The sequence below is a fragment of the Ruegeria sp. BC2 genome, assembly GCF_056539245.1.
The window spans coordinates 66,301-88,949 of record NZ_JBQFUQ010000001.1 but is presented as its reverse complement, the minus strand read 5'-3'; the positions used below and the strand labels follow the sequence as shown (position 1 = coordinate 88,949).

Annotated in this window: 20 protein-coding genes; 3 read left to right on the top strand and 17 right to left on the bottom strand. The window is 64.2% G+C overall.

The window, feature by feature from the left end; genetic code table 11:
• Positions 1–13: 13 nt before the first annotated feature.
• The 7 genes from ACR0CU_RS00390 to ACR0CU_RS00360 form a co-directional block, all read right to left on the bottom strand.
• Complete coding sequence (locus tag ACR0CU_RS00390; RefSeq protein WP_170444254.1) at positions 14–994, bottom strand: zinc-dependent alcohol dehydrogenase; 981 nt, start codon at positions 992–994, stop codon at positions 14–16.
• Entirely contained in the window at positions 991–1,752 is a 762-nt protein-coding gene (locus tag ACR0CU_RS00385; protein ID WP_170444250.1) for an SDR family NAD(P)-dependent oxidoreductase, read from the bottom strand. The genes ACR0CU_RS00390 and ACR0CU_RS00385 overlap by 4 nt, the downstream gene beginning before the upstream one ends.
• On the bottom strand, positions 1,745–3,052 hold the full coding sequence (gene hisD / locus ACR0CU_RS00380; protein ID WP_170444247.1) for a histidinol dehydrogenase: 1,308 nt from the start codon (positions 3,050–3,052) through the stop codon (positions 1,745–1,747). Before hisD ends, ACR0CU_RS00385 begins: the two co-directional genes overlap by 8 nt.
• A gap of 12 nt (positions 3,053–3,064) precedes the next feature.
• Entirely contained in the window at positions 3,065–4,393 is a 1,329-nt protein-coding gene (locus tag ACR0CU_RS00375) for a TRAP transporter large permease (RefSeq protein ID WP_170340241.1), read from the bottom strand.
• 11 nt (positions 4,394–4,404) lie between these two features.
• On the bottom strand, positions 4,405–4,917 hold the full coding sequence (locus ACR0CU_RS00370) for a TRAP transporter small permease (RefSeq protein ID WP_093964490.1): 513 nt from the start codon (positions 4,915–4,917) through the stop codon (positions 4,405–4,407).
• Positions 4,918–5,014: 97 nt separating this feature from the next.
• Positions 5,015–6,160: a TRAP transporter substrate-binding protein gene (locus tag ACR0CU_RS00365; RefSeq protein WP_170444244.1), complete on the bottom strand. Its 1,146-nt coding sequence runs from the start codon at positions 6,158–6,160 to the stop codon at positions 5,015–5,017.
• A gap of 24 nt (positions 6,161–6,184) precedes the next feature.
• Positions 6,185–6,367, bottom strand: a complete 183-nt coding sequence (locus ACR0CU_RS00360; RefSeq protein WP_005981170.1) for a hypothetical protein — start codon at positions 6,365–6,367, stop codon at positions 6,185–6,187.
• 135 nt (positions 6,368–6,502) lie between these two features.
• Between ACR0CU_RS00360 and ACR0CU_RS00355 the strand changes: the two genes are divergently transcribed.
• Positions 6,503–7,528, top strand: coding sequence for a LacI family DNA-binding transcriptional regulator (locus ACR0CU_RS00355; RefSeq protein WP_170444241.1), 1,026 nt, complete (start codon positions 6,503–6,505; stop codon positions 7,526–7,528).
• Positions 7,529–7,542: 14 nt separating this feature from the next.
• Here the strand turns inward: ACR0CU_RS00355 and ACR0CU_RS00350 are convergent, their stop codons facing one another.
• Together ACR0CU_RS00350 and ACR0CU_RS00345 are read right to left on the bottom strand one after the other, a co-directional pair.
• The gene (locus tag ACR0CU_RS00350; RefSeq protein WP_170420139.1) at positions 7,543–8,514 is read right to left on the bottom strand and encodes a LysR family transcriptional regulator; all 972 of its coding nucleotides are present in this window, start codon (positions 8,512–8,514) and stop codon (positions 7,543–7,545) included.
• A gap of 90 nt (positions 8,515–8,604) precedes the next feature.
• Positions 8,605–11,040, bottom strand: a complete 2,436-nt coding sequence (locus ACR0CU_RS00345) for a GcvT family protein (protein WP_480642216.1) — start codon at positions 11,038–11,040, stop codon at positions 8,605–8,607.
• A 155-nt stretch (positions 11,041–11,195) separates the two neighbouring features.
• Between ACR0CU_RS00345 and ACR0CU_RS00340 the strand changes: the two genes are divergently transcribed.
• Together ACR0CU_RS00340 and ACR0CU_RS00335 are read left to right on the top strand one after the other, a co-directional pair.
• Entirely contained in the window at positions 11,196–12,743 is a 1,548-nt protein-coding gene (locus ACR0CU_RS00340; protein WP_437436484.1) for a trimethylamine methyltransferase family protein, read from the top strand.
• 83 nt (positions 12,744–12,826) lie between these two features.
• The gene (locus tag ACR0CU_RS00335; protein ID WP_170444236.1) at positions 12,827–13,795 is read left to right on the top strand and encodes an agmatinase; all 969 of its coding nucleotides are present in this window, start codon (positions 12,827–12,829) and stop codon (positions 13,793–13,795) included.
• Here the strand turns inward: ACR0CU_RS00335 and ACR0CU_RS00330 are convergent.
• The 8 genes from ACR0CU_RS00330 to ACR0CU_RS00295 all read right to left on the bottom strand — a co-directional run bounded on the left by ACR0CU_RS00330 (position 13,792) and on the right by ACR0CU_RS00295 (position 22,583).
• Positions 13,792–14,772 carry an arginase family protein gene (locus ACR0CU_RS00330; RefSeq protein WP_170444233.1) on the bottom strand — a complete coding sequence of 327 codons (981 nt, stop codon included), beginning with the start codon at positions 14,770–14,772 and terminating at the stop codon, positions 13,792–13,794. The two genes, ACR0CU_RS00335 and ACR0CU_RS00330, sit on opposite strands and share 4 nt — an antisense overlap.
• A 61-nt stretch (positions 14,773–14,833) precedes the next feature.
• Positions 14,834–16,423: an ABC transporter permease gene (locus ACR0CU_RS00325; protein WP_093964482.1), complete on the bottom strand. Its 1,590-nt coding sequence runs from the start codon at positions 16,421–16,423 to the stop codon at positions 14,834–14,836.
• On the bottom strand, positions 16,416–17,453 hold the full coding sequence (locus ACR0CU_RS00320) for a quaternary amine ABC transporter ATP-binding protein (protein ID WP_170339611.1): 1,038 nt from the start codon (positions 17,451–17,453) through the stop codon (positions 16,416–16,418). The genes ACR0CU_RS00325 and ACR0CU_RS00320 overlap by 8 nt, the downstream gene beginning before the upstream one ends.
• Positions 17,454–17,537: 84 nt before the next feature.
• Positions 17,538–18,488 (bottom strand): ABC transporter substrate-binding protein, encoded by a 951-nt coding sequence (locus ACR0CU_RS00315; RefSeq protein ID WP_170356986.1) that lies wholly within the window; start codon positions 18,486–18,488, stop codon positions 17,538–17,540.
• Positions 18,489–18,835: 347 nt separating this feature from the next.
• Positions 18,836–19,612, bottom strand: a complete 777-nt coding sequence (locus ACR0CU_RS00310; RefSeq protein ID WP_170444230.1) for a heme ABC transporter ATP-binding protein — start codon at positions 19,610–19,612, stop codon at positions 18,836–18,838.
• Complete coding sequence (locus ACR0CU_RS00305) at positions 19,613–20,686, bottom strand: FecCD family ABC transporter permease (protein WP_170444227.1); 1,074 nt, start codon at positions 20,684–20,686, stop codon at positions 19,613–19,615.
• Positions 20,683–21,531 (bottom strand): heme/hemin ABC transporter substrate-binding protein, encoded by an 849-nt coding sequence (locus tag ACR0CU_RS00300; protein ID WP_254437512.1) that lies wholly within the window; start codon positions 21,529–21,531, stop codon positions 20,683–20,685. Before ACR0CU_RS00300 ends, ACR0CU_RS00305 begins: the two co-directional genes overlap by 4 nt.
• Positions 21,531–22,583 (bottom strand): hemin-degrading factor, encoded by a 1,053-nt coding sequence (locus ACR0CU_RS00295; RefSeq protein WP_170444220.1) that lies wholly within the window; start codon positions 22,581–22,583, stop codon positions 21,531–21,533. The genes ACR0CU_RS00300 and ACR0CU_RS00295 overlap by 1 nt, the downstream gene beginning before the upstream one ends.
• Positions 22,584–22,649: the final 66 nt, after the last annotated feature.

The following is a 22,649-nucleotide window of genomic DNA, read 5'->3' as shown; positions in this document are numbered from 1 at the left end:
CAGTTCCGGGCGGTCAGGCCCACGGGGACAGCACGATTTTCGGAACCGCGACCTCGCCCGAACGTAGCTGGGCAAAGGCCCGGGCGCCATCGGCCAGATCGCGTTCTTCGATCCAGTCCAGCGGCCCCAGCGCGCCGTCAAAGATGGCCTGCGCGGTCTGACGGAAATCCTGCGCGGTATAGGTGTAGGTTCCGATGAAGGTGATCTCTTGCAGGGTCATGCGCCGCACGTCCAGCCCGCCGGCGTCCTCGCCCAGGCCCACATGCGCGATCACCCCGCCGGGTTGGGCCCGTTCCGAGGCAACCGCACGGGTGGCGGCAAAGCCCACGGCGTCGACCACGATCGGGAAATCGCCTTGCGCTTCGGGTACGACCTTGGCGCAATCCAGCCTTTGCAGGAACTTACGCCGCAGGTCGTTGGGTTCGACGATGGTCACATCCACGACATCCATCGCCCGTAGCGCAAGCGCCGCCGCAAGCCCAATCGCCCCACCACCGATCACCAGCGCACGGCGCTCCATCGCCGGGTGCAGCGCCTCGAGCGCAAGGCGCGCGGCATGCCAGCTGACGGCCAGTGGCTCGGCCAAGGCGGCTTTGGCGAAGGGCACGTGATCCGGCGCCTCGACCAGATTGTCCCAAGGCATCGAAACATATTGAGCAAAAGCGCCTTCGCGCGGGGGCATCGAGATGATCTGACGGTCGGGGCACAGGTTTTCCCGCCCCGCCTGGCAGGCCGGGCACTGCCCGCAATTTACAAGTGGATTGATCGTGACCCGCGTTCCGTCTTTGGGGCCGCCGATCACTGTGCCCGCCGCCTCGTGACCCAGGATCAAGGGCGAAGGGCGGCGCGCATCATGGCCCAAATAGGCATGCATGTCGGACCCGCAGATCCCAGCGGCCTCGACCCGGATCAGGTGCTCACCGGGTTGCGGCGCGGCGTCCGGTACGTCGCGATAGACCAGCTGTTCGACACCTTCATAAACCAGAGCTTTCATTTCGCCGTGAACCCCCCGTCAACCATCAGGATCTGCCCGGTTACATAGTCGGATGCCTGCGAGCACAGGAAAAGGATCGGCCCGTCGATGTCGTCCATGCGGCCATTGCGACCGATGCATGTCTGCGCCGCGTTGCGGGCCGCGCGGGCGGGGTCATCGAACACCGCCCGCGTCAGCTCGGTCGGAAAGAAACCCGGGCCGATGGCGTTGGCGGTGATCCCGTGGGACGACCAGGCCTCGGCCATGGCGCGGGTCAGCTGTGCGATCCCGCCCTTGCTGGCCCCATAGGCGATCCCGCCGGGAAAGGCCCGCGTCGTCTGCAGCGAAGCAAAATTTACGATCCGGCCCCAACCACGCGCCTTCATTGCGGGAACCATGGCCTGGCTGAGGAAGAACGGCGCACTGAGGTTCAGGCCCAGCGTCGCGTCCCAGCCTTCGGGCGTGACGTCATCGGCGGCCTGTCGCGTATTCACCCCAGCGGCATGAACCACGATATCCGGCGCGCCGAAAGGGGCCGAGATTTGTTCGACCAGCGATGGCAGGCCGTCCCGGTCTGCCACGTCACCTGCGACCACCGCAGCGCTTGCACCGATCTCGGCCTGTAACTCGGCCAATGCCTCGGCCCGGCGGGCAAAGCCCACCACCCGCGCGCCTGCAGCCGCCAGCACCTGCGCAACGCGCCGGCCCAGCCCCGAACTGGCGCCCGTGACGCAGGCCACCCGGCCGGTCAGATCGAACAGGTCGCGGGGGTCATTCATCTGCGGTCAGGTCAAAATTTTCGTCCGGGAAATACTTGGCCAGACGCACATCGGCCGCGCGGGCGTGGCCCTCCATCCCTTCCAGACGCGAAATCCGCGCGGTCGCCTCGGCGATGGGTTTCGAACCCTCGCGCGTGGCCCGCTGCCAGGTGACGATTTTCATGTATTTGTGCACGCTCAGCCCGCCGGTATAGCTGGCCGCGCCTGACGTGGGCAGGACGTGGTTCGTACCGGTGGCCTTGTCGCCATAGGACACGGTCGTTTCTTCGCCGAGGAACAACGATCCATAACAGGTCAGCCGATCCAGCCACCAATCCAGATCCGCGGCCTGCACGGTCAGGTGCTCGGGGGCGTAGTCGTCGGAACACGCGGCCATCTCTTCGCGGTCCGCGCACAAGATCACCTCGGCATAGTCGCGCCAGGCGGCGGCGGCGTTGTCGCGGTTCAGCTCGGGCAGATCGGCGATCAGGGTCGGAACCAGCTCCATCACCCGGGTCGCAAGATCGCGGTCATCGGTCACCAGCCAGACGGGCGAGTTGTAGCCATGCTCGGCCTGGCTGACCAGGTCGGTGGCCACGACGAAGGGATCGGCCGTGGCATCTGCCAGGATCAGGCTGTCGGTCGGGCCCGCGATCATGTCGATGCCGACCTTTCCGTACAAAATGCGCTTGGCCTCGGCCACGAACTGGTTGCCCGGCCCCACAAGAATGTTGGCGCGCGGCAGCCCGAACAGGCCATAGGTCATGGCGGCCACGCCTTGCACGCCCCCCATGGCCAGTATGCTGTCGGCGCCGCTGATATGGGCGGCGTAGACGATCGCCGGGGCCACGCCCTCGCCCGGGCGGGGCGGCGAACAGGCGGTGATGTGACGGCACCCCGCCACTTTGGCGGTGGTCACGGTCATGATGGCGCTGGCGATGTGGCTATACCGCCCGCCGGGCACATAGCAGCCCGCCGCATCGACCGGGATGGCCTTCTGCCCCGCGATGAAGCCCGGCACGATTTCCAGCTGCACATCCGACACGGTGGCCTTCTGCGCCTCGGCAAAGCGGCGCACGTTGTCCTGGGCAAAGCGGATGTCGGCCTTGAGCTTTTCCGGCACCCGGGCGCAGGCGGCGTCGATTTCCGCGGGGGTCATCAGTACGTTGCCCTCGAACTTGTCGAACTTGGCCGCGTATTCCATCGCCTTGGCGTCGCCGCCGGCCTCGATGTCGGCCAGAATGGTCTTGACCGTGTCATGCACCTCGGACGCGTGGGATTGTGCGGTCAGGGTGGCCTTCTTGAGGTATTCACGCGACATATTCAGAAGATCCTATTGGTAGATTTCAGGAAGCAAAGTGGTCGACAGCGCCGGAACGTAGGCGATCAGGATGACGACGATCAGCATGGTCAGCACGAAGGGCACGGCGCGGGCCGCGATCTTGAGGATGGATTCACCCGTGATCCCCGACACCACGAACAGGTTCAGCCCCAGTGGCGGCGTGATGAAGCCAACGCCCAAGGCGGTGATCATCATGATGCAGAACTGGATCTCGTTCATGCCGATATTGTCCGCCAGCGGTTTAAGGATCGGGGCTAGGATGACGATATTCGGTGTCGTCTCCATGACGCAACCGGCCGCGATCAGAATGCCGATCATCAGCAGGATCAGCAGGAACGGATCCTCGGTCAGCGAGGTCACCGAGGCCACGAAGCCCTGCGGTACGCCCATGATCGCCAGCGCCTCGGCCAGCGGGGCCGAGAAGGCGATGATCGGCAGGATCACCCCGTTCACCTTGGCCGAGCTGACCAGCATCGACGGGAAGTCCGCCAGCGTCAGCGTGCGCAGGATGAACCCCATGATGATGGTGACGACAACGGCGGTCGCGCCGGCCTCGGTCGGGGTCAGGCGACCCGAAAAGATGCCGTAGAAGATGATGCCCGGCACGATGAAGGCGTACCAGCCTGATTTCAGCGCCTTGCCCAGATTGGCCAGCCATTCGCCCATGGTCATCATGCCGCCGCCCTCATAGGCGTAGAGACGGTTCATGATGATGTTGGTCACGAGGATCGAGATCAGGATCGCCAGCCCCGGGATCAGAGCGGCCAGAAACAGGGTCGAGGCCGAGATGCCCAGCACGAGCCCGATGATGATATAGGCGATCGAGGGCGGGATCAGGATCCCGGTACAGGCCCCCGCCGCCACCAGCGCACAGGCATAGGGGCGCGGATAGCCGCTTTCGACCAGTCGGTTGATCGTCATCCGACCCACCGCCGCAGCCCCCGCCGCGTCAGAGCCTGAGATGGCCGCGAACATGCCGCAGACCAGAACCGTGGCCGAGCCGAACCCGCCTTTTGCGAAACAAGTCAGCGCCTCGGCCACGTCCAGAAACTTGCGCGACAGCCCGGTTCGCACCAGCACGTCACCGGTCAGGATGAACAGCGGCACCGCGGTCAGGGCAAAGGCGTCGATGCCGGTGAACAGGCTTTCGCCCACAAGGCTCAGCGGCAGGTCGCCCGACATGATCAGCATCACGATCGCGGCCGAGCCGATTGCGGCCCAGACCGGAACCGCCAGCGCAATCAGGCCGACGAACAGGATCACGGGCAGGTAGAAATCCCAGCCCAGTTCGACCGTTTGATTGAGAGAACTCCAAAGCATCCGGTTTCTCCTCAGTCAAACAGCTTGTCGCCTTCGAAGACGGGCGTGCCGTCACGAAGGCTTTTGATATCGTTCATCAACGATTGGATCAGGCGCCAGATCATCAGAGCAAAGCCTGTGGGCACCGCCATCAGGAACCACACCTTCGACACCCGCAGCCCGTCAGTGACCGACCCGAACTTGGCCGAGACATGCACCGCCTCGTAGGACCAGTAGAGCGCGATCACCGCCACCGCGAACATCACCAGATCACCGAAGATATACAGCACCGCCTTGGGCCGGGGGCCGAGGTAATGCATGATGACGTCGATCCGGATATGGGCGCGTTCCTTGACGGCCGCGGCCGCGCCGATCCAGGCCAGATAGATGAAGGAATAGCGGACGATCTCCTCGCCCCAGATCGAGGAATAGGCGAAGATCTCGCGCCGCAGCACCTCGATTGCCATCGTGATGACGAGCATCACGTAGAACACCAGAAGCAGCCAGCGTTCGGCGTTGCGGTCTATGGTTTTGAGTAAGGACATCGCTTCCCTCGGCAAGGCTGGGGGGGATGGGCCTGAAGGATCAGGCCGCGCAGGTCTGGAAAGGGCGGGCGCGCTTCCGACGCCCGCCCGGTCCGTATCAGGCGTCGTGAACGTAGTATTTGCCTTGGGTTCCGGCCGCCTCGACCAGCTTTTCGAAGGCGTCCATCGACCCGGCCAGCTCGGTTTTGAAGGGGTCCCATTCCGAGCGCTGGTAACCGCCGGCCTCCTGCCACTCGGCCAGTTGGTCGTCGGTCAGCGAGTGGAACTCGACTCCGGCCTTGTTCAACTCGGCCATGGCATAGGCGCGAGCCGAGGGGACCTTGGCCAAGTTCTGGTGGCTGGTCATCTCCGAGCCCCACATGATTCCCTCTTGCACGTCGGCCGGCATCGAGTTGAACCATTCCAGGTTGCAGGAATAGACCTGGCTGTCCGGCACCGCCTGGGTGAAGGTGACGTGAGACAGAATGTCCTTGAAGCCAAACACATAGAGCGCGCCGACCGACGGGTCGAGCGCATCCGCCACGCCCTGCTTGATGGCCGAGGGGGTCTCACCCCAGGCAACGGGCGTCGGGTTGGCACCGACCATGCGGTAGTATTGCTGCAGCATCTTGGACCCGGGGACGCGGAATTTCACGCCGCTCATGTCCGAGGGGGTGATGATGGCATTTCCGCCCTGGCGCACGGCCACGACGCGCGGGTCGATCACGACATAGAACAGCGCCTTGAAGCCTGCGGCCTCGACCTTGGGGTGTACTTCGTTCTTCCAGGTGTCGGAATGCACCAGGTTGGTAAACCGCTGGTTCGAGCCGCACAGATACGGCATGTTGATCAGGTCCACGGTCGAAGCGAAGGGTGCGAAGTTCGACAGCGAATGCTGCGCCGCCTGGATGGTTCCACCCTGCACCTTCTGCACCAACGCGCCGCCCGCGCCCAGCTGCCCGCCCGGGGCCAGCTTGACATAGACCTTGCCGTTGGTTGCGTTCTGGATGTTCTCCTTCAGATCCAGTTGCATGATCGGATAGCTGCGCGAGGCGCCCAACACATAGGCCGTAGCGACCGTCATCACATGCTCGGCAGCTTGTTCGCGTTCCTTTTCCTCCTTCGCGGTCTGCGCCGCGGCCTCGGATGACCACAACACGCCGCTTGCGCCCGCCACCAGTGCGGCCGTGAACGCGCCACTGGCGCTGAGTTTCAGGAAATTGCGGCGTTCAGCTGACGCCAGTTCCATTTGATCTTTGTTCATTGATTGCCCTCCCATTGGAAAAATTCAGCCGCCGTTCTCCTCGCGCGCGGCCTCTTTTTTCAGAATTGCGACAACGAACAGGATCGACGCCGCGAACAGAACCAGCATCTCGCCCACGTCCCCAAGAAACGCGCGGCCTGCGAACGCACCCAGCGCCACGTTCGCGAAATAGACGACGAAGACGATGGCGGATGCGGCAAGAAACATGTTCGGGACTCCGGGTAGAATCGGCACTGATGCCATTTGTAAGCGCTTACATGAAAAATGCAAGCGCTTACATTTCAACTTTCATTGCCAACCCGATCCGGTTAGAATTGGACAGAGCAAAGATTAGGTTTGGAAATGTCGAAGCTGAAGCCCGCCCCGACACTGGATGACGTTGCCAGAAAGGCGGGCGTTTCCACGGCTACGGTCTCGCGCTGCATCAATACGCCGGATCGGGTTGTAGAAGCGACCCGCGAACGCGTGCAGTCGGCGATCGAGGCGCTGGGCTATACACCGAATTTCGCGGCTCGGGTCATGGCGGCCAAACGCACGTTTACCATCGGCGCGATCATCCCGACGATGGAGAACGCCATCTTTGCGCGCGGCTTGCAGGCCTTTCAGGAAGAGCTGCACCAACATGGATATACGCTGCTGGTATCCAGTTCGGCCTACAAACCGGCCACCGAAGAAGAGCAGATCCGTACTTTGGTTGCCCGCGGCGCCGATGGCCTGCTGCTGATCGGACACGACCGGGCGTCGCGCATCTACGAATTTCTTGAACACCGGGAAATTCCGGCGCTGGTCGCGTGGTCATTTTCCCCGGACGGGCGTTTGCCCTCCATCGGTTTCGACAACCGGGCGGCCATGTACGAGTTGGCGAAAAGGGTCATCGACCTCGGGCACAGACGGCTTGCGGTGATATCGGGCATCACCCACGGCAACGACCGCGCGCGCCTTCGATTGGACGGGGTGCGCGACGCTGTTCGGCAGCACGGGCTTGACCCGCAGATGCTTCAGGTCATCGAGACTCCGTACGAGATCGAAAACGGCGCAGAAGCCTTCGCGCGTCTCATGTCGCAGGACGCGCCGCCGACGGCTGTCATGTGCGGCAACGATGTGTTGGCCGCCGGCGCTTTGCTCAGGGCTCAGGACATGGGGCTGAAAGTGCCGCAGGATGTCTCGATCACCGGGTTCGATGACATCGAACTGGCCCGGATCCTGCGCCCGGCGCTGACGACCGTGCACGTGCCGCATCGGGAAATGGGCGGAAAAGCCGCCAAGGCATTGATCGAAATGGTTGAAAAAAGGGCCCCGGCGGCCGGTGAACACTTGTTCACGCACATCGTTGAACGACAGTCCCTGGGTCCGGCCAACTCGGCGTGATCCGTGTGCCCAGGTCAGGCGGCCTGATCTTCCATCGTCCGGAAATCACCCTTCAGCCACAAATGCCGCTTGCACATCGGTTCGGTAAAATACTGCCGGATCAAGCTGCTGAGGGCCTTGTGGATCAGTTTAGAAGTGGTGTCCGGATAGACCTCGGTCGTGAACAGAGAAACGATCCTGACAAAGTTCCGACCCGGAAAAGGCGTTGCCCGAACCGAGTCATGATAGCGATGCGCCCGGTGGAAACACCCGGCCGTGGTGATCGCCCATCCGCTGCCTTCGGCGACCAGCCCCATGATCGACTGGTTGCATTCCAGCTCGAACCGGTTGGGCAGGTTGTACTTGTTGCGCGTCAGCTGGATCTCGATCTGCTTGCCGATCGTGTAGTCTCGCGAATACCGCAGCAGCGGCAGGTCGGAATGGGGCGAGAACAGATCCTGCACCTCGCCCTTGAACTTTTCGGGCACGATCACGATGAACGGATCCCGCATCAAAGGGTATTCGACCAGGCCCTGTGTGCCGCCCGGCGGTCGGGTCGCCACGCCCGCGTCCAGCTTGTGCTCCTGCAATTTCTCGATGATCTCGTGGCTGGGCCGCGTGAAATGCCGGAAATTGCAGCGCGGCAGCGCATGGGCCAGAAACCGGATCAGTTCAGGCGCGATCTGGTTGTCGAAATCATCCACCAGGGCCAGCCGCAGATCGGTGGCGTGGCGCCAGTTGCCAGACCGGATCTCGGCCTCGCCCCGCTTCAACACGGTCAGGCCATCGCGTACATAGCGCGAAAATACCTCGCCAGCCGGTGTCAGGCTCATCGGACGACGGCCGTGATCCACAAGTGCGATGCCAAGGGCGTCTTCCAGGCTGCGAAGATGGTTGGAAACGGTGCTGATCGACAAACCCGTTTCCGAGGCCACCTGTTGGATCGAACCGGACTTGGCGATCAGGCGGAACACTTCCAGCCAGCGCAGGCTCAGTGTTTTGGACACGGGGCAAAACCCTCCCGCAATTTCGATTTCATCGAAACTAGCGAAACAGAGTTTTGGCTTTCGGGCAATGGTGAATGTTGGTCACCCGCTTTAGCTGCGCATGCGGGTGAACTCGGGATCGTAGGGGCAGGCGGGGATCACCCGCGCCGGAACCCTTTCGCCGCACAGGTCCAGCGTCATCTCGCTGCCCTCGGCTGAAAGGTGCGGCTCGACAAAGGCATGCGCCAGGTTCAGCCCGGTGCGATGCCCCCAGTCGCCCGAGGTCACCGTTCCCACCACCCGATCCCCGGCCATCAGCGACGCACCGGTATGCGCGGGCGCGTGCGTGGCCTGCACTTGCAGGGCAACCAGCTTGCGCGACGGCCCTTTGGCCTGCCGTTCGATCAGCGCCGCGCGCCCGATGAACTCCGCTTTGTCCAGCCGGACAAAGCGGTCCAGCCCCGTTTCGAACGGGTCATATTCGGTGATCAGGTCGGCCTTCCAATGCAGGAAAGTCTTCTCCATCCGCATCGACTCGACCGCGCGCGCGCCGAACAGTTGCAGGCCAAAGGCCTGTCCGGCCTGTCGCAGCGCAAGATAGGCCGCATAAAGCGAGGCGTTGGGCACATGGATCTCATAGGCCAGTTCGCCCGAGAAACTGACGCCCATCACGGTGGCGGGCGCGATGCCGACAAAGCACTCGCGCACGCTGAGCCACGGGAAGGCGTCCCGCGACCAATCCCCGCGCGAACAGGCCGACAGCACGTCACGCGCCCGTGGCCCGGCCAGAACCAGGATGGTCTGGTCGTTGGTCAGGCTACGCAACTGCACGTCCTCGTCGGGGGCGATGTGCCGGGACAGCCAATCCATGTCATGCAGTTCGGCCGCTGCGGCCGAGCCGTACCAAACCCGATCCGGCCCCCGGTCACTGGCGGGCAGATTGGCAATGGTCGCCTCGGCCTTGACCATGCCCTTGTGATTCAGAAGATAGGCCAACCCCACCCGACCCGGGCGACGGGGCAGCGCGCCGCAGACCATCCTGTCGAGGAACGCATGCCGGTCGGTACCGGTGATCTCGATCCGGTTGAACCCGTTCACCTCGGCCAGCCCGGCATTCTGCTGCACATTGGCAACCTCGGCGGCGATCACGTCGAATGTTTCGTCAAAATCGAAACTGAGTGTCGGCGTGAAATCGGGCGCGGGCTTGATGTACTCGACCCGCTCCCAGCCATTCACCACGGTAAATTCCGCGCCCTCGGCGGCCAAAACCGGGGTCAGCGGCGTTGTCTTGGCGGGCCGCCCGGCGGGGCGGTGTTCGTGCGGAAAGTGAAAGCGGAACTCATTCTGGTAATCCTCGATCGCCTTCAGCGCGGTCAGCTCGACATTGGCATGCCCGGCGAACCGGCGCGGGTCGAGGCACCAGGTGTCATAGCAGGCCTCGCCATGCACGATCTGCTGGGCCAGAAGCCAGCCGTGGCCGCCCCCCTCACCCAGCCCGGCCCGCAGGCCGATGATGCAGAATGCGTTGCGCTTGCCGGGGATCGGCCCGACCAGGGGTGCACCATCGATCGTGTAGGTGATAGGGCCGTTGACGACCGTGTGGATCCCGGCCTCCATCAGGGCGGGCATGCGGGCAAACGCGCCTTCCAGCACATCGGTCACCCGGTCCAGATCGTCCGGGCACAGCGCGTTGACGAAGTTCGGATCGATCCCGTCCATGCCCCAGGTCTTGCAGTCCTGTTCGTAGAAACCCAACAGCAACCCGTTCTTTTCCTGCCGGCAGTAGTAATCGCTGATCGGGCAGCGCAGCAGCGGCATGCGGTGGCCCGCATCACGGATCGCGGGGATTTCCTCGGTCAGGAAATACTGGTGCTCCATCGAGGCCACGGGATGTTGCACGCCCATCATCGCGCCCACCTCGTTCACGCGGTAGCCACAGGCATTCACCACGATGTCGCAGTCGATGTCGCCGTGCTCGGTATGAACGGTCCAGGTGTCGTCCCTGTGCTGGGTCAGGGCCGTGACCGGCGTGTTGCGATAGACCTCGGCCCCGGCCTTGCGCGCCCGCCGCGCCAGCGCCTGACACAGCTGGGCGGGGTCGATGTCTCCGTCCAGCGGATCCCACAACCCGCCCAACAGATTGTCGGTGGAAATCAGCGGGTGGCGACGGGCGCATTCCTGGGCGTCGATCACCTCGAACTGCACGCCCATCCCCCGCGCCATCGAAGCGAAATGGCGATAGCCCTGCATCTGCGTTTCGGTATTGGCCAACCGGATGCCACCGTCGCCATGATGGTAGTTGATTGGATAGTCCGGGTCCTCGGCCAGTTCCTTGTACAGGCGGATCGAATGCGACTTGAGCCCCACCATCGTCTGGTTCATTCCGAAATTCGTCACCTGCGCGGCCGAATGCCATGTGGTGCCGGATGTCAGCTCGTTGCGCTCCACCAGTACCACGTCGCTCCAGCCTTCCTGCGTCAGGTGATACAGGGTTGAACAGCCAGCGATTCCGCCGCCGATCACCACGACCTTGGTGCGCGATTTCATGGGTGTGCTCCTTCTGACATTCCCCGAACCCTGCCGAACGACGCAGCGGGCGGGCAATGGCGCAGTGGCCGGTCCCGAAAAATCGAAACGGGGATTGAGATTTCTCAAAACGGCATTTCCGCTTTGGCCGCACCCCGCGTTGCCGCGTACTCTGCATGGCAGGATCGGATCAGGAGCCTTCGAAGATGCCAGAACAGGGCAAACGCGGCGGGCGGCGGGCCAGGCTGGCGCAACGGGCGGCCAAACCGGCCTTTGACCCCTGCCCGCCCGGCCAGACCGGTGGGCAGTACAAACCCCTGACCTTGCCCGAGATCGCGGCGATCCACGACACCGCCCTGCGCCTGCTGGAAAGGCTGGGCATGGGCGAGGTGCCCGACCGTTTGGCACAAGACCTGATCGCCGCCGGCGCGCGGCCCGGCCCGCCGGGACGGCTGGTCTTTCCCCGCACGATGGTCGAAGGCGCGGTCCGGCAGGCTGCCAAACGGTTTACCCTGCACGGGCGCGACCCGGCCCGGTCGATCGAGGTGGGCGGCGACCGCGTGCATTTAGGCACCGGCGGAGCAGCGGTCCAGACGCTGGACCTGGACAGCGGGCTCTATCGCCCGTCGACGCTGGCCGATCTGCATGATTTCACCCGCCTTCAGGACACGCTGGCCAATGTCAGCTGGTTCACCCGATGCTGCGTCGCCACCGACGTGCCGGACAATTTCGATCTGGACGTGAATACAGCGTATGCGCTGATCCGGAATACCACCAAACCGGTGGCAACCTCGTTCACGCTGGCTGAACATGTCGCGCCCATCGTGCGGATGCTGGATATCGCCGCCGGAGGCCAGGGCGCCTTTGCGGAACGCCCGTTTCTGAAGGCGCATATCAGCCCGGTGATCTCGCCCTTGCGGTACGGCGAAGATGCGGTGGACGTGGTCTATGAATGCATCGCGCACAACATCCCCATGTCCTGCATCACCGCAGCCCAAGCCGGGGCGACCGCGCCCGCAACCATGGCCGGGTTTCTGGCCCAGTCGCTGGCCGAAACCCTGGCCAGCCTGGTCATGGTCAACGCGATCCGGCCGGGCTTTCCCATGGTGTTTTCCAACTGGCCCTTCATCATCGATCTGCGCACCGGCGCGTTTTCGGGCGGCAGTGGCGAAACCGCCGTGCTGAACGCGGCCTCGGCCCAGATTACCAACTGGTTGGGGCTGCCCTCGGGCGTGGCCTGTTCGATGACCGATGCCAAGGCCATCGACGCGCAATACGGCGCCGAAAAGGGCATCACCTCGCTGGCCGCCGCGCTGGCCGGGGGCAACCTGATCTACGAAAGCTCGGGCATGACGGCCTCGCTGCTGGGGGTCAGTTTCGAGGGGTTCGTTCTGGATGACGAGATGCATTCGCACACCTATCGCGCCCTGCGCGGGATCGAGGTGACCGAAGAAAACCTGGGCTTTGACGCGATCTGCCAGTCGGTTCTGGGCGAGGGCCATTTCTTGGGCAGCGCCCACACCCATGCAGCGATGGAGCGCGACTATTTCTACCCCGCCCTTGCCGACCGGGCCGAGCCGCGCAGCTGGCAGGACAGCGGCGCCCGCGATGCCTGGTCAACCGCCCGCGACCGCGCGCGTAAAATCCTGCGCACGCATCACCCGCAATACCTCAGCCCCGAACAAGAGGCCGAGATCCGCGCCAATTTCCGGATTCTGTCCTGATCCGACGCCGTTGTGTCGCGGACCGGGTGTTTTTGACGCGGGCTTGGCGCTAGGCTCGGGCAAACCACGACACAGGGGGCCCCATGGCAAATGCGTTCTTTCAACCCGTCTCGGCGATGGAACTGGCCCGCTTTGCCGGTGTCCCCACCTTCATGCGCCTGCCGGCCCTGACCTCGGACGACGACCGGATGGATCTGGTCGAGCTTGGGCTGGTCGGCATCCCCTGGGATGGGGGCACCACCAACCGGCCCGGCGCGCGGCATGGGCCGCGGCAGTTGCGCGACCAGTCCACCATGATCCGCGCCATGAACCCGGTGACCGGTGTTGCCCCGTTCGAACTGGTCAACTGTGCCGACCTGGGCGACGTGCCGCCCAACCCGGTGGATATCGAGGATACGCTGGACCGCGTCACCCGCTTCTACACCGACCTGATGCTGCGCGGCATCGTGCCCCTGACGGCGGGCGGCGATCACCTGACCACCCTGCCCGTCCTGCGGGCGCTGGCCAGCGACGGCCCGCTGGGGCTGATCCAGTTCGACAGCCATACCGACCTGTTCGACAGCTATTTCGGCGGGCACAAATACACCCACGGCACCCCGTTCCGCCGCGCGGTCGAGGAAGGATTGGTCGATCCCGAACGCTTCGCGCAGGTGGGCATTCGCGGCACCGCCTACAACACCGAGGATATCGAATGGGGCGAGGCGCAAGGCATCCGCATCATCCGCATCGAAGAGTTGTTCGACCGCGGCATCGACGATGTCATGGCCGAGGTCCGCGCGATCGTCGGCGACGCGCCCTGCTATTGTACCTATGACATCGATTTCGTGGACCCCACCCATGCCCCCGGCACCGGCACGCCCGAGATCGGCGGCCCCAACAGCTTTCAGGCCCAGCAGGTCATCCGCAAGCTGGAAGGTCTGAACCTTGTCGGCGCGGATCTGGTCGAGGTCTCGCCGCCCTTCGACCCGGCGGGCGGTACCGCATGGCTGGGCATTTCGCTGATGTTCGAGCTGCTGTGCGTGCTGGCTCAGGCGATCGACGCGCGGCGCTAGGCCCGCGCGACGTTCTCGGCGATCATCGAGATCATCTCGAACATCACCGCCGCCGCCGTCAGCGCAGTGATGTTGTTGGGGCTGTCCTTGGTCGGCATCATGCAGACCACATCGCCGCCGACGATGTTCAGCCCCCGCACGGCATGCAGAATGCCCACGGCCTCGTCGATGTCAAAACCCTTTTCGCCGGGTTCCAGGTTCGACACGCCCGGCGCGATGGTCGGGTCAAGGCAGTCGAGATCGAAGGTGATGTAGACCGGCCGGTCGCCCAGGACCTCGCGCGTTTGGGCGACAACATCGGCCAAGCCACGCTGGCGGAACTCGCGCATGGTGACGATGTTGTAGCCATAGTCATATGAAGGCTGCAGCCAGTCCAGGCTGCGCGGATGCCCCCGCAACCCGATCTGCATCGACCGGGTCGGGTCCACCTGCCCCTGATCGGCCAGGTAGGCCCCCCAATGCGCGGCCGACTTCTTGGCCCCCAGGAAATGATCGACCTTGGTGAACACATCCGTATGCGCGTCCAGATGCAAAAAGCTGATCGGTTGCCCGCCCGCCAGTTCGCCTCGGCCCAGCGCCTGTACGATCCCGCCCGTGATCGAGTGATCGCCGCCCACCGAAACGGGCCGCGCCCCGGCGGCGTCGATGTCACGGTAGAAGGCGGTGATACGCTCGATGCAGTCTTCGTTGTCGTTGGCGCGCGGGAACGGCACGTCGCCCACATCGGCGATGCGCGCGCTCGACCACGGATCGATCTGGAACAGCGAATGCACCCGGCGCTGCACGGCCGAGACATGACGCAGCGCACGCGGGCCCAGATGCTGGTCGCGCTCGGTGGTGCCGTTGCCGGCAGAGTGCGGCACGCCCACAAGGGCGATATCCTGGTCCTGCGGCCCCACATGGGGGCACCGGAACAGGGTGGGCACGCCCCACCAGTACAGGTTGTCCATCATGGATTGTTCGTAGCGGTCCGCCATCATGTCTCCCCGCCCTTAAATGAAACCGCCCCCACGGGTGACCCGGGGGGCGGCTGTCGCGTCAGATCTTTTCGTCTTCGCGTCGGAAGGCGCCCTGAACGATGCGATCCATGACCATGGCCAGGAACAGGATCGCAAAGCCACCCAGCAGGCCCGGCCCCTTGGCCGCGTATTGCAGCGCCTCAAGGATTTCCTTGCCCAGACCCCCGCCGCCGATCAGCGAGATGATCACGACCATCGACAGACACATCAGGATGGTCTGGTTCACGCCGGTCATGATCGACGGCAGCGCCAGCGGGATTTCCACGTCCTTCAGCAACTGCCATTTCGAGGCGCCAAAGGCCACGGCGGCCTCTTTGATGCTTTCCGGCACCCCGCGCATGCCCAGCGCCGTCAGGCGGATCACCGGCGGCATGCCGAAGATGATCGTAGCAAGGATGCCCGGCGGGTTGCCGGTGCCAAAGAAGGCGATGATCGGGATCAGGTAGACGAAGGCCGGCAGGGTTTGCATCAGGTCCAGCACAGGCTCGGCCGCGCGATAGGCGCGTTTGGATTTGCCGAACCAGATGCCCAGCGGAATGCCGAAGGTGACGCACAGCAGCACGGCCGCGCCCACCAAAGCCACCGTCTCCATCGCCACGTCCCAATAGCCCAGCAGCGCGATATAGGCCAACGACGCGGCGGTGAAGATCGCCACGCGCGGACCCGCCGCGCGCCACGCGGTCACGCAGATCACCAGCATGACCACCGGCCAGGGCGACCCGATCAGGGCCACGGTCAGCCCGTCCAGAACCGAGCGCACACCGGCAACGATCCCGTCGAAAATGTCTCCGCCCGCGGCGGCTGCGGCGTCGATCCGGGCCTCCATCCAACTGGCCACGACCGAGAACAGTGTTCCCTGATCAGGCCCGAGTATCATCTCGGAGACTTGTTTCTCGGGGAAGGCATCCAGCAGCGGAAGCGAGGCATTCACCGTGAATTTGTAAACGATCAGCGGTCCGATCGCAGCGATCAGAACTGCCCCCAGAACCGTGTTCCGAGTCGAGCGGCCGCTTTCGGTGTTGTCGGGGTTGATCCGCCAGTTCGAGTACTGTTTTTCGTACACCCGGTCAGCGTAGAACCCCTGAACCAGCTTGAAAACCAGCAGCATCAGAAGCCCGGTGACCATGATCCCCAGGGCTTCGGACTGTGCCAGCTGCGCTTTCTCAAGGCTGCTGTCAGCCGCTTTCTGGATATTCGCGGCCAGTTTGTTGAACCGGTCTATGTCTGCCTTCTCGGTTGCATCCGCCGCGCGGGCCAGCAGCTCATTTGCGCGTTCCTGCTGACGGGCCGCGCGTTCGGCCAGATCGGCCCCCGGGTTACCCCAGGCACCGCGACCGATCTGCACCCAGGCGATGATCTCAAGGATCAGGAAGGTCCAGAACATTCCCCAGATCGCCCGCGAGGCGGACCAGAACGGCCCCAGCACCGCCGCCCACAGGTTGAACGTATTCGGGATCGGACTGGTCGCGTCGTGGATTTTATGAAAGGCGTTGACGTAATAGTCACCGTTGGGGCCGGCGAATTCGTGGATCGACCGATCCAGCGCCTCGCGGTCCACCTCGATGTCGGAGGCGGCCGTGACTTTCAATTCCGTGGTTGCATCAGTCATTTTTGCCCCCCTGAATTCCGCGCAACAGGCGTGGTTTGGTCACGACGCCGACATCCTGACCGCCATCGGTGATCACCACCGGAAGCTCGGTGTTCACGGCCAGGTCGATCAGCTGGTCGAGGTCTGCGCCCTCATCGGCACGCGGCGCGCCATCCAGCGGGCCGGAATAACTGTCCAGCGGCTCCATGATCGAATGCGCCTTGACCAGTTTGAGTTTGGATATGCCCTGCACGAACTCGCGCACGTAGTCGTCGGCCGGGTTCATCACGATGTCCTCGGGCGTGCCGATCTGGACGATCACACCGTCCTTCATGATGGCGATGCGGTGGCCGATGCGAATGGCCTCGTCCAGGTCATGTGTGATGAACAGAGTGGTTTTTTTCAGCTGCGCAACCAGCGCCTTGAACTGATCCTGCAATTGCAGCCGGATCAGCGGGTCCAGTGCCGAGAATGGTTCATCCATCAACAGGATTTCCGGGTCCGAGGCCAGCGCGCGCGCAATGCCCACGCGCTGCTGCATCCCGCCGGACAGTTCCTTGGGCAGCCGGTCCTCGTAGCCGGTCAGGTCCACCAGTCCCAGCGCGTGATCGGACACCGCCCAGCGCTTGGATTTCGAGACTTTGCGGATCTCAAGCGGATAGGCCACGTTGTCGCGCACCGAGCGGTGCGGCATCAGCGCCATGTGCTGGAACACCATCCCGATCTGCTGGGCGCGAATACGACGCAATTCGGACTCGGAGATCTTGGACACGTCCTGCCCCATGATCTCGATCTTTCCGGCCGTGGGCTCGATCAGGCGATTAACATGGCGCACGAGGGTCGATTTGCCCGAACCCGACAGGCCCATGATGCAAAAAATCTCGCCGCGCGGCACTTCGAACGTGGCGCCTTGAACACCGACCACGCAATTGAATCTTTCAAGAACTTCAGGTTTTCCAATACCTTCATTCCGGACCGCGGCCATGGCTTCTTCGGCCCGTGCGCCGAAAATTTTCCAGACATTTTCTAGTTTTACGACAGGTTCGTCCATTTGCCCCTCATCTACGGGGTTGCATCCCGGCAAACAGGCAAAGGGCCGCCGCGATCAGTCGCGACGGCCCCATGCGTTTGTGATTTAGTTCGTCAGCCAGCCGATAACGGTGTCTTCGTTTTCAGCCACCCACTGGCGGGCGAAATCGGCTGCTTCCATGTTGTCCACGGCCAGCGCCTTGCCCATCGCGCTCAGATCATCACCCTGCATCTGGTAGTTGCGGAACAGGGCCGCGACCTCGGGGTGATTTTCCTCAAGCTCTTTGGCGTAGTGCAGGTGCAGAGTTGCCCCGTTCCACGCGGTCGAGGCCTCGGACTTATCCAGCCAGTCCGGGTCATCGGTGGGCTGAACGATCGTCCAGGTGGCCGGATCATGCGGTGGCTCTTCCAGTACGGTCAGATCCTGCGTCACGAAGATGTAGTGCGGGCTGTAGCAGAACCCGATCCACGGATCGCCGGCCTTGGTCGCGTTTGCCAGGTTGGCATAGGCGATGGTTTCTTCGTACTCGGTCAGCTCGAAGATTTGGTCATAGCCATAGGACTTGGCGCGGATCTTCTCGACCACGGTCGACGCCCAGCCGGGTGCGCCGATCCAAACCTCGGGGGTACCGTTTCCGTCAGTGTCGAAGATGGCCATCTTGTCCGGATCGCTCAGGTCGTCGATGGATTTGATGTCATATTCCTCGGCAATGTAGGTCGGAACGCACATACCCTGCTCGGCCTGAACCGGGTTCTCGTTCATCACGACTGTGCCGTTCTGCTTGACATAGGTGTCGTGCAGGTTCTGCTGGTTCGGCATCCAGACTTCCGGGTGGACGTGCATCGCACCGGAATCCATCGCTTCGAAGACGATGGGATTGGTGCCGTTCTGCAATTCGACATCAAGGCCAAGGTTTTCTTCGATAACGACTTCAAGAATGTGCGCGGTGGCGTTCACCGACGCCCAGTTCGGCACACCGATCACGATATCGGCAGCAAAAACCGGGGCAGCGACCGCCATCGATGCGCCCCCCAGTAACGTAGCAAGTTTGTTCATGTTGAATCTCTCCATGTTGGTCGTCTTCGGCGCTGATTCTCGTTGATCGGAAGCGACCAGGCGGACGGGCCTGATCGTCGAGATCGGGTCAGCGTCTCGGGTGTATTGAGCGCGTTTCGCATGTGAACACGCCCCGCACCTTAAAAAGTGAAGCACCTGCCGTTTGACCCATCAAGCGCAACTTCGAACCGGGGTCACGGTTTCGAAATTCTCTCAAAATGGTTTCGCTTAATTCCGAATAACGGTCCCACGCGTCGGGGTGAAGCCCGTTAGACCGTGCGTTGGATTGGTACGCCTGCAGCATGAAATCTGGCTGCCATGCAGTTTGGCTCGGTGGGGATTGGGCCTCAAACCAGCGCCTGCGGCAAGACAAACGGAACGTCAGTTGTCGGCAGCGTGCTGACCGGTAAATCGATGCCATAGACCTGCCGCATCACCTCGTCTGTCATGACGTCCGAAACCGCCCCGGTGCGCCAGACCTCTCCGTTCGACAGCACGCAGACCTTGTCGGCGAACAACGCGGTCAGGTTCAGGTCATGCATCACGACCACAACGCCCCCGCCCTGATCGGCGAATTCGCGCGCGATGCGCAGAACCGTGAACTGATGCGCGATGTCCAGGCTGGCGACGGGTTCGTCCAGCAACAGCCAGCGCGGCCGGTCGCGCCGCACCGCGCTCCAGACCTGGGTCAGAACGCGCGCAAGCTGCACGCGTTGCTGCTCGCCGCCGGACAGGTTCTGGTACGAGCGCGGCTCGAACCCCGCAAGATCCACATGCGCCAGCGCGCGCGACGGTAGGGCGTCGTCGCCGTCGGCCAGGCCACCGGGTAGGCCCAGCCGTACGACTTCCAGCGCGGTGAAGGGAAAGGCGACCGCCGAGGATTGCGGAAGAACGCCCCGCATCGCCGCCAGCTCCCAGGGCTGCAGGGCCGCGATGTCCTGGCCGTTCAAGGTGATCCGGCCGGTGTGCGGGATGTCGCCCGACAGCGCCCCGAGCAAGGTGGATTTGCCCGATCCGTTGGGCCCGATGATCGCAGTGACCTCTCCGGGTTCGGCCAGGAAATCCACATCGCGCAGGATCTGCTTGCGCCCGATGCGGACGCTGACATTTTCAGCTTTCATCATTCACATTCCCATCGATCCGTGGCGGCGCAGCAGGATCCAGAAGAACACCGGCGCGCCCAGAATGGCCGTGACGATGCCTATCGGCAGTTCGGCCGGGGCCACGATCACCCGGCTGATCATGTCGGCGGCTAGCAACAGGGCGGCGCCCAGCAAGGCGGAATTCATCAGCAGCCGATGGTGATCGGGGCCGGTGCCCAGCCGCAGCAGATGCGGCACGACGATGCCGATGAACCCGATCCCGCCCGACACGGCCACGGCCGCGCCGGTGGCGGCGGCCACTGTAAGGATCGCGATGTTCTTGCTGCGCTGCACCGGAATGCCGATGTGATGCGCCACCGCTTCGCCCATGGCCAGGCCGTTCAGGGCGCGGGCCAGACGCTGCGCGCACAGGATCGACGCCAGGATCAAGGGCGCGGCGGTGGCGACCTTGGTCCAGGTCGCGCCGGCCAGCGACCCCATACCCCAGAAGGTCAGATCGCGCAGCTGCTGATCGTCGGCGATGTACACCATGACCCCCGACACCGCGCCCGACAGGGCCGCCAGGGCGATGCCGGCCAGCAGCATCGTCGCCACCGAGGTCTGCCCCTGACGCGTCGAAACGCGATAGAGGATCAGGACCGACGCCCAGCCGCCCAGAAAGGCGGCAACCGCGACCAGGCCACTGCCGACCCAGGCCAGAACGGCGGCGGGCAGAAGGTTGCCGAAGACGATGGCGGTGATCGCGCCCAGCCCCGCCCCCGCGCTGACGCCGACGATGCCCGGATCCGCCAGCGGGTTGCGGAACAGCCCCTGCATCACCACGCCCGACACCGCCAGCGCCGCCCCGACCAGGATGCCCATCGCCAGCCGCGGCAGGCGGATGTCCCACAGCACGATCCGGTTCAGATCCGACAGGCCCCGGCCATGCAGCAGATCCGACACGGCCATCTTCAACGAGGCCTCGGACGCGCCGACCGAAATGCTGGCCACGCTGGTCACGGCCAGAAGGCCGATCAGAGCCAGGGTCACCCATGCCGCCCGCGACCTGCGGGCCGCGGCGGACGGGGGCGCGCCGTTGTCCAGTGCCAGCGTCATGAGCCCCCGACGCCCCGCAATGCGGCCGACAGATCCATGACCGCGTCGGCGGTGCGCGGGCCGAAGCCTAGCAGATAGGCGCCGGGCATCCGGATCAGCGCCCGGTTCCGCCCCGCCGGGGTCAGCCGGACCGCGGGCAGCGCGAACAGCTCTTCCTCCGAGAGGATCGGCCCGCCCTGACGCTCCATCATCAGGATCACGTCCGGCGCGGTGGCGGCCATGGCTTCGGGCGTCATCGACTTGAAACCCGTCACATCGGCGGCTGCGTTTTTGCCTCCGGCCATGCGGATGATGGTATCGGCCTGGGTCTCGGCCCCGCCGACGACAAATTCTCCGCCCCGAGCCGAAAGCAGGAACAGCACGTTCACCGGCGTGTCCTGCGCGGCGGACGCCTCGGCCAGCGCCCGGTCCAGCCGGCGCGCGGTTTCGCCCGCCAAGGCTTCGGCCTCGGCCTCGGCCCCCAACGCGGCCCCCACGGCGCGGATCTTGTCGATGACGCCATCGCGCGAGAACTCGTCGGCAATGGTGACGTAATCCACGCCGGCCTCTTGCAGCACAGCGATGGTCTCGGGCGGGCCCGACCCTTCGAGCGCAAGGATCAGGTCGGGGGCAACCGACAGCACGCCCTCGGGCGACAGGGCCCGGCGATACCCGACATCGGGCAGATCCGCCGCCTCGGGCGGCCAGGTCGAGCTGCGGTCACGGCCGACCAGCCGGTGCTGCTGGCCCAAGGCATGGACGATCTCGGTCAGCGAACTGCCGATGGCGATCACGCGTTTGCTCTCGGCCTGCGCGGCCGCCGCCGAAACCAGCAAAGCCGCGCAGAGTGTCACCAAGCCCCGCATCATGCCGCTCCGGCAGCGGCCGGGCCGGGCAGCGCCGCCACCAGCGCATCCCAGGCGGGGCGATGATCGGCCTTGCCGGTGCGGCGCCCGAAGGTCTGCAGGATCAGGGCGCCGTCCGCATCGAAGGCCTCGACCGAGATCGCCGGGCCGCGCTGGGTCGGCTTGTCGACGGCCCAGACCTCGGCGATGTGATCGCTGCGCAGATGCAGGTTGAAGCCCGGATCCAGCACGTTGAACCACGGCCCCATCTGCTGAAGATTTTGCACCGGGCCGCCGTGGATCTCGATGCAGCCGCGGTTGCCGACGAAGATCATCACCTCGATCTGCAGGTCCCGCACCTGTTCGAACAGGCCTGTGACCGCCGCGGGATCAACCGCGCGGGCCAGCGGTTCGCCCGCGATGCGATAGGCGCCCAGCCGGTTCATCTTGAGCTTCGAGGTCAGGCGCAGGAACTGGTGCGTGTCCGTCATCTTGGCCCATTCGCGGCGCAGCGCGTCGGCCTTGTCGGCATTGGCCTTGGGCGCTTCGGCCGGTTTGCGCGGCGCGACCGTCATCGTCTGGCCTTGATCCTCGGCGGCCAGTGTCCGAACCAAACTGTCCCAGTGGCCCAGGTCCGAGCCATCGCGCAGGAAGATCTTGTGAACCGCGTCCCCGGCCGCATCGAACACCTGGATCGAGCGGCGCAGACCGGCCTCGGTTTCCCGCTCGACGGCAAAGACATGGTGCCATTGCGCGGGGAACATGCGCAGGTCGATCTCTTCGGTCAGCACCATCGCGGCATGCTGGCCGCTGTGGTAATTGTCGTATCGCCCGATCTTTTCGATCACGCAGGACGGGTTACGCGTCAGCGCCATGACCTCGCCCAAACCAGCCAACTGGCCGAACAGCCCGGCAAGGCCGGGGTTCAGCCGCGTTACGCTCTGCCCGGCAAAGGCCGCGACCAGCTGGCCCTCGCTCAACCCCAGCGTTTCCGCGAAATCGCGGTCTCGCTGGCCTGTCTTCTGCGCATAGGCAGCACGAATATCCTGAGGAGCCATAAGCACCTGTTCCATAGCGGGTTTCCCGTCTTCTTCGTGGTTCCAAGGGGGTGCTGGCCCAGGTGCTGATCGCAAACAGCG

Excerpts from the sequence above, each read along its gene's own strand:
- ACR0CU_RS00345 (WP_480642216.1), bottom strand. The coding sequence starts at position 11,040 with ATGAAATCGCGCACCAAGGTCGTGGTGATCGGCGGCGGAATCGCTGGC.
- ACR0CU_RS00385 (WP_170444250.1), bottom strand. The coding sequence starts at position 1,752 with ATGAATGACCCCCGCGACCTGTTCGATCTGACCGGCCGGGTGGCCTGC.
- ACR0CU_RS00320 (WP_170339611.1), bottom strand. The coding sequence starts at position 17,453 with ATGGACGAACCTGTCGTAAAACTAGAAAATGTCTGGAAAATTTTCGGC.
- ACR0CU_RS00295 (WP_170444220.1), bottom strand. The coding sequence starts at position 22,583 with ATGGAACAGGTGCTTATGGCTCCTCAGGATATTCGTGCTGCCTATGCG.
- ACR0CU_RS00305 (WP_170444227.1), bottom strand. The coding sequence starts at position 20,686 with ATGACGCTGGCACTGGACAACGGCGCGCCCCCGTCCGCCGCGGCCCGC.
- ACR0CU_RS00360 (WP_005981170.1), bottom strand. The coding sequence starts at position 6,367 with ATGTTTCTTGCCGCATCCGCCATCGTCTTCGTCGTCTATTTCGCGAAC.
- ACR0CU_RS00355 (WP_170444241.1), top strand. The coding sequence starts at position 6,503 with ATGTCGAAGCTGAAGCCCGCCCCGACACTGGATGACGTTGCCAGAAAG.
- hisD (WP_170444247.1), bottom strand. The coding sequence starts at position 3,052 with ATGTCGCGTGAATACCTCAAGAAGGCCACCCTGACCGCACAATCCCAC.
- ACR0CU_RS00365 (WP_170444244.1), bottom strand. The coding sequence starts at position 6,160 with ATGAACAAAGATCAAATGGAACTGGCGTCAGCTGAACGCCGCAATTTC.
- ACR0CU_RS00315 (WP_170356986.1), bottom strand. The coding sequence starts at position 18,488 with ATGAACAAACTTGCTACGTTACTGGGGGGCGCATCGATGGCGGTCGCT.
- ACR0CU_RS00340 (WP_437436484.1), top strand. The coding sequence starts at position 11,196 with ATGGCAGGATCGGATCAGGAGCCTTCGAAGATGCCAGAACAGGGCAAA.
- ACR0CU_RS00325 (WP_093964482.1), bottom strand. The coding sequence starts at position 16,423 with ATGACTGATGCAACCACGGAATTGAAAGTCACGGCCGCCTCCGACATC.
- ACR0CU_RS00335 (WP_170444236.1), top strand. The coding sequence starts at position 12,827 with ATGGCAAATGCGTTCTTTCAACCCGTCTCGGCGATGGAACTGGCCCGC.
- ACR0CU_RS00330 (WP_170444233.1), bottom strand. The coding sequence starts at position 14,772 with ATGGCGGACCGCTACGAACAATCCATGATGGACAACCTGTACTGGTGG.
- ACR0CU_RS00310 (WP_170444230.1), bottom strand. The coding sequence starts at position 19,612 with ATGATGAAAGCTGAAAATGTCAGCGTCCGCATCGGGCGCAAGCAGATC.
- ACR0CU_RS00390 (WP_170444254.1), bottom strand. The coding sequence starts at position 994 with ATGAAAGCTCTGGTTTATGAAGGTGTCGAACAGCTGGTCTATCGCGAC.
- ACR0CU_RS00375 (WP_170340241.1), bottom strand. The coding sequence starts at position 4,393 with ATGCTTTGGAGTTCTCTCAATCAAACGGTCGAACTGGGCTGGGATTTC.
- ACR0CU_RS00300 (WP_254437512.1), bottom strand. The coding sequence starts at position 21,531 with ATGCGGGGCTTGGTGACACTCTGCGCGGCTTTGCTGGTTTCGGCGGCG.
- ACR0CU_RS00370 (WP_093964490.1), bottom strand. The coding sequence starts at position 4,917 with ATGTCCTTACTCAAAACCATAGACCGCAACGCCGAACGCTGGCTGCTT.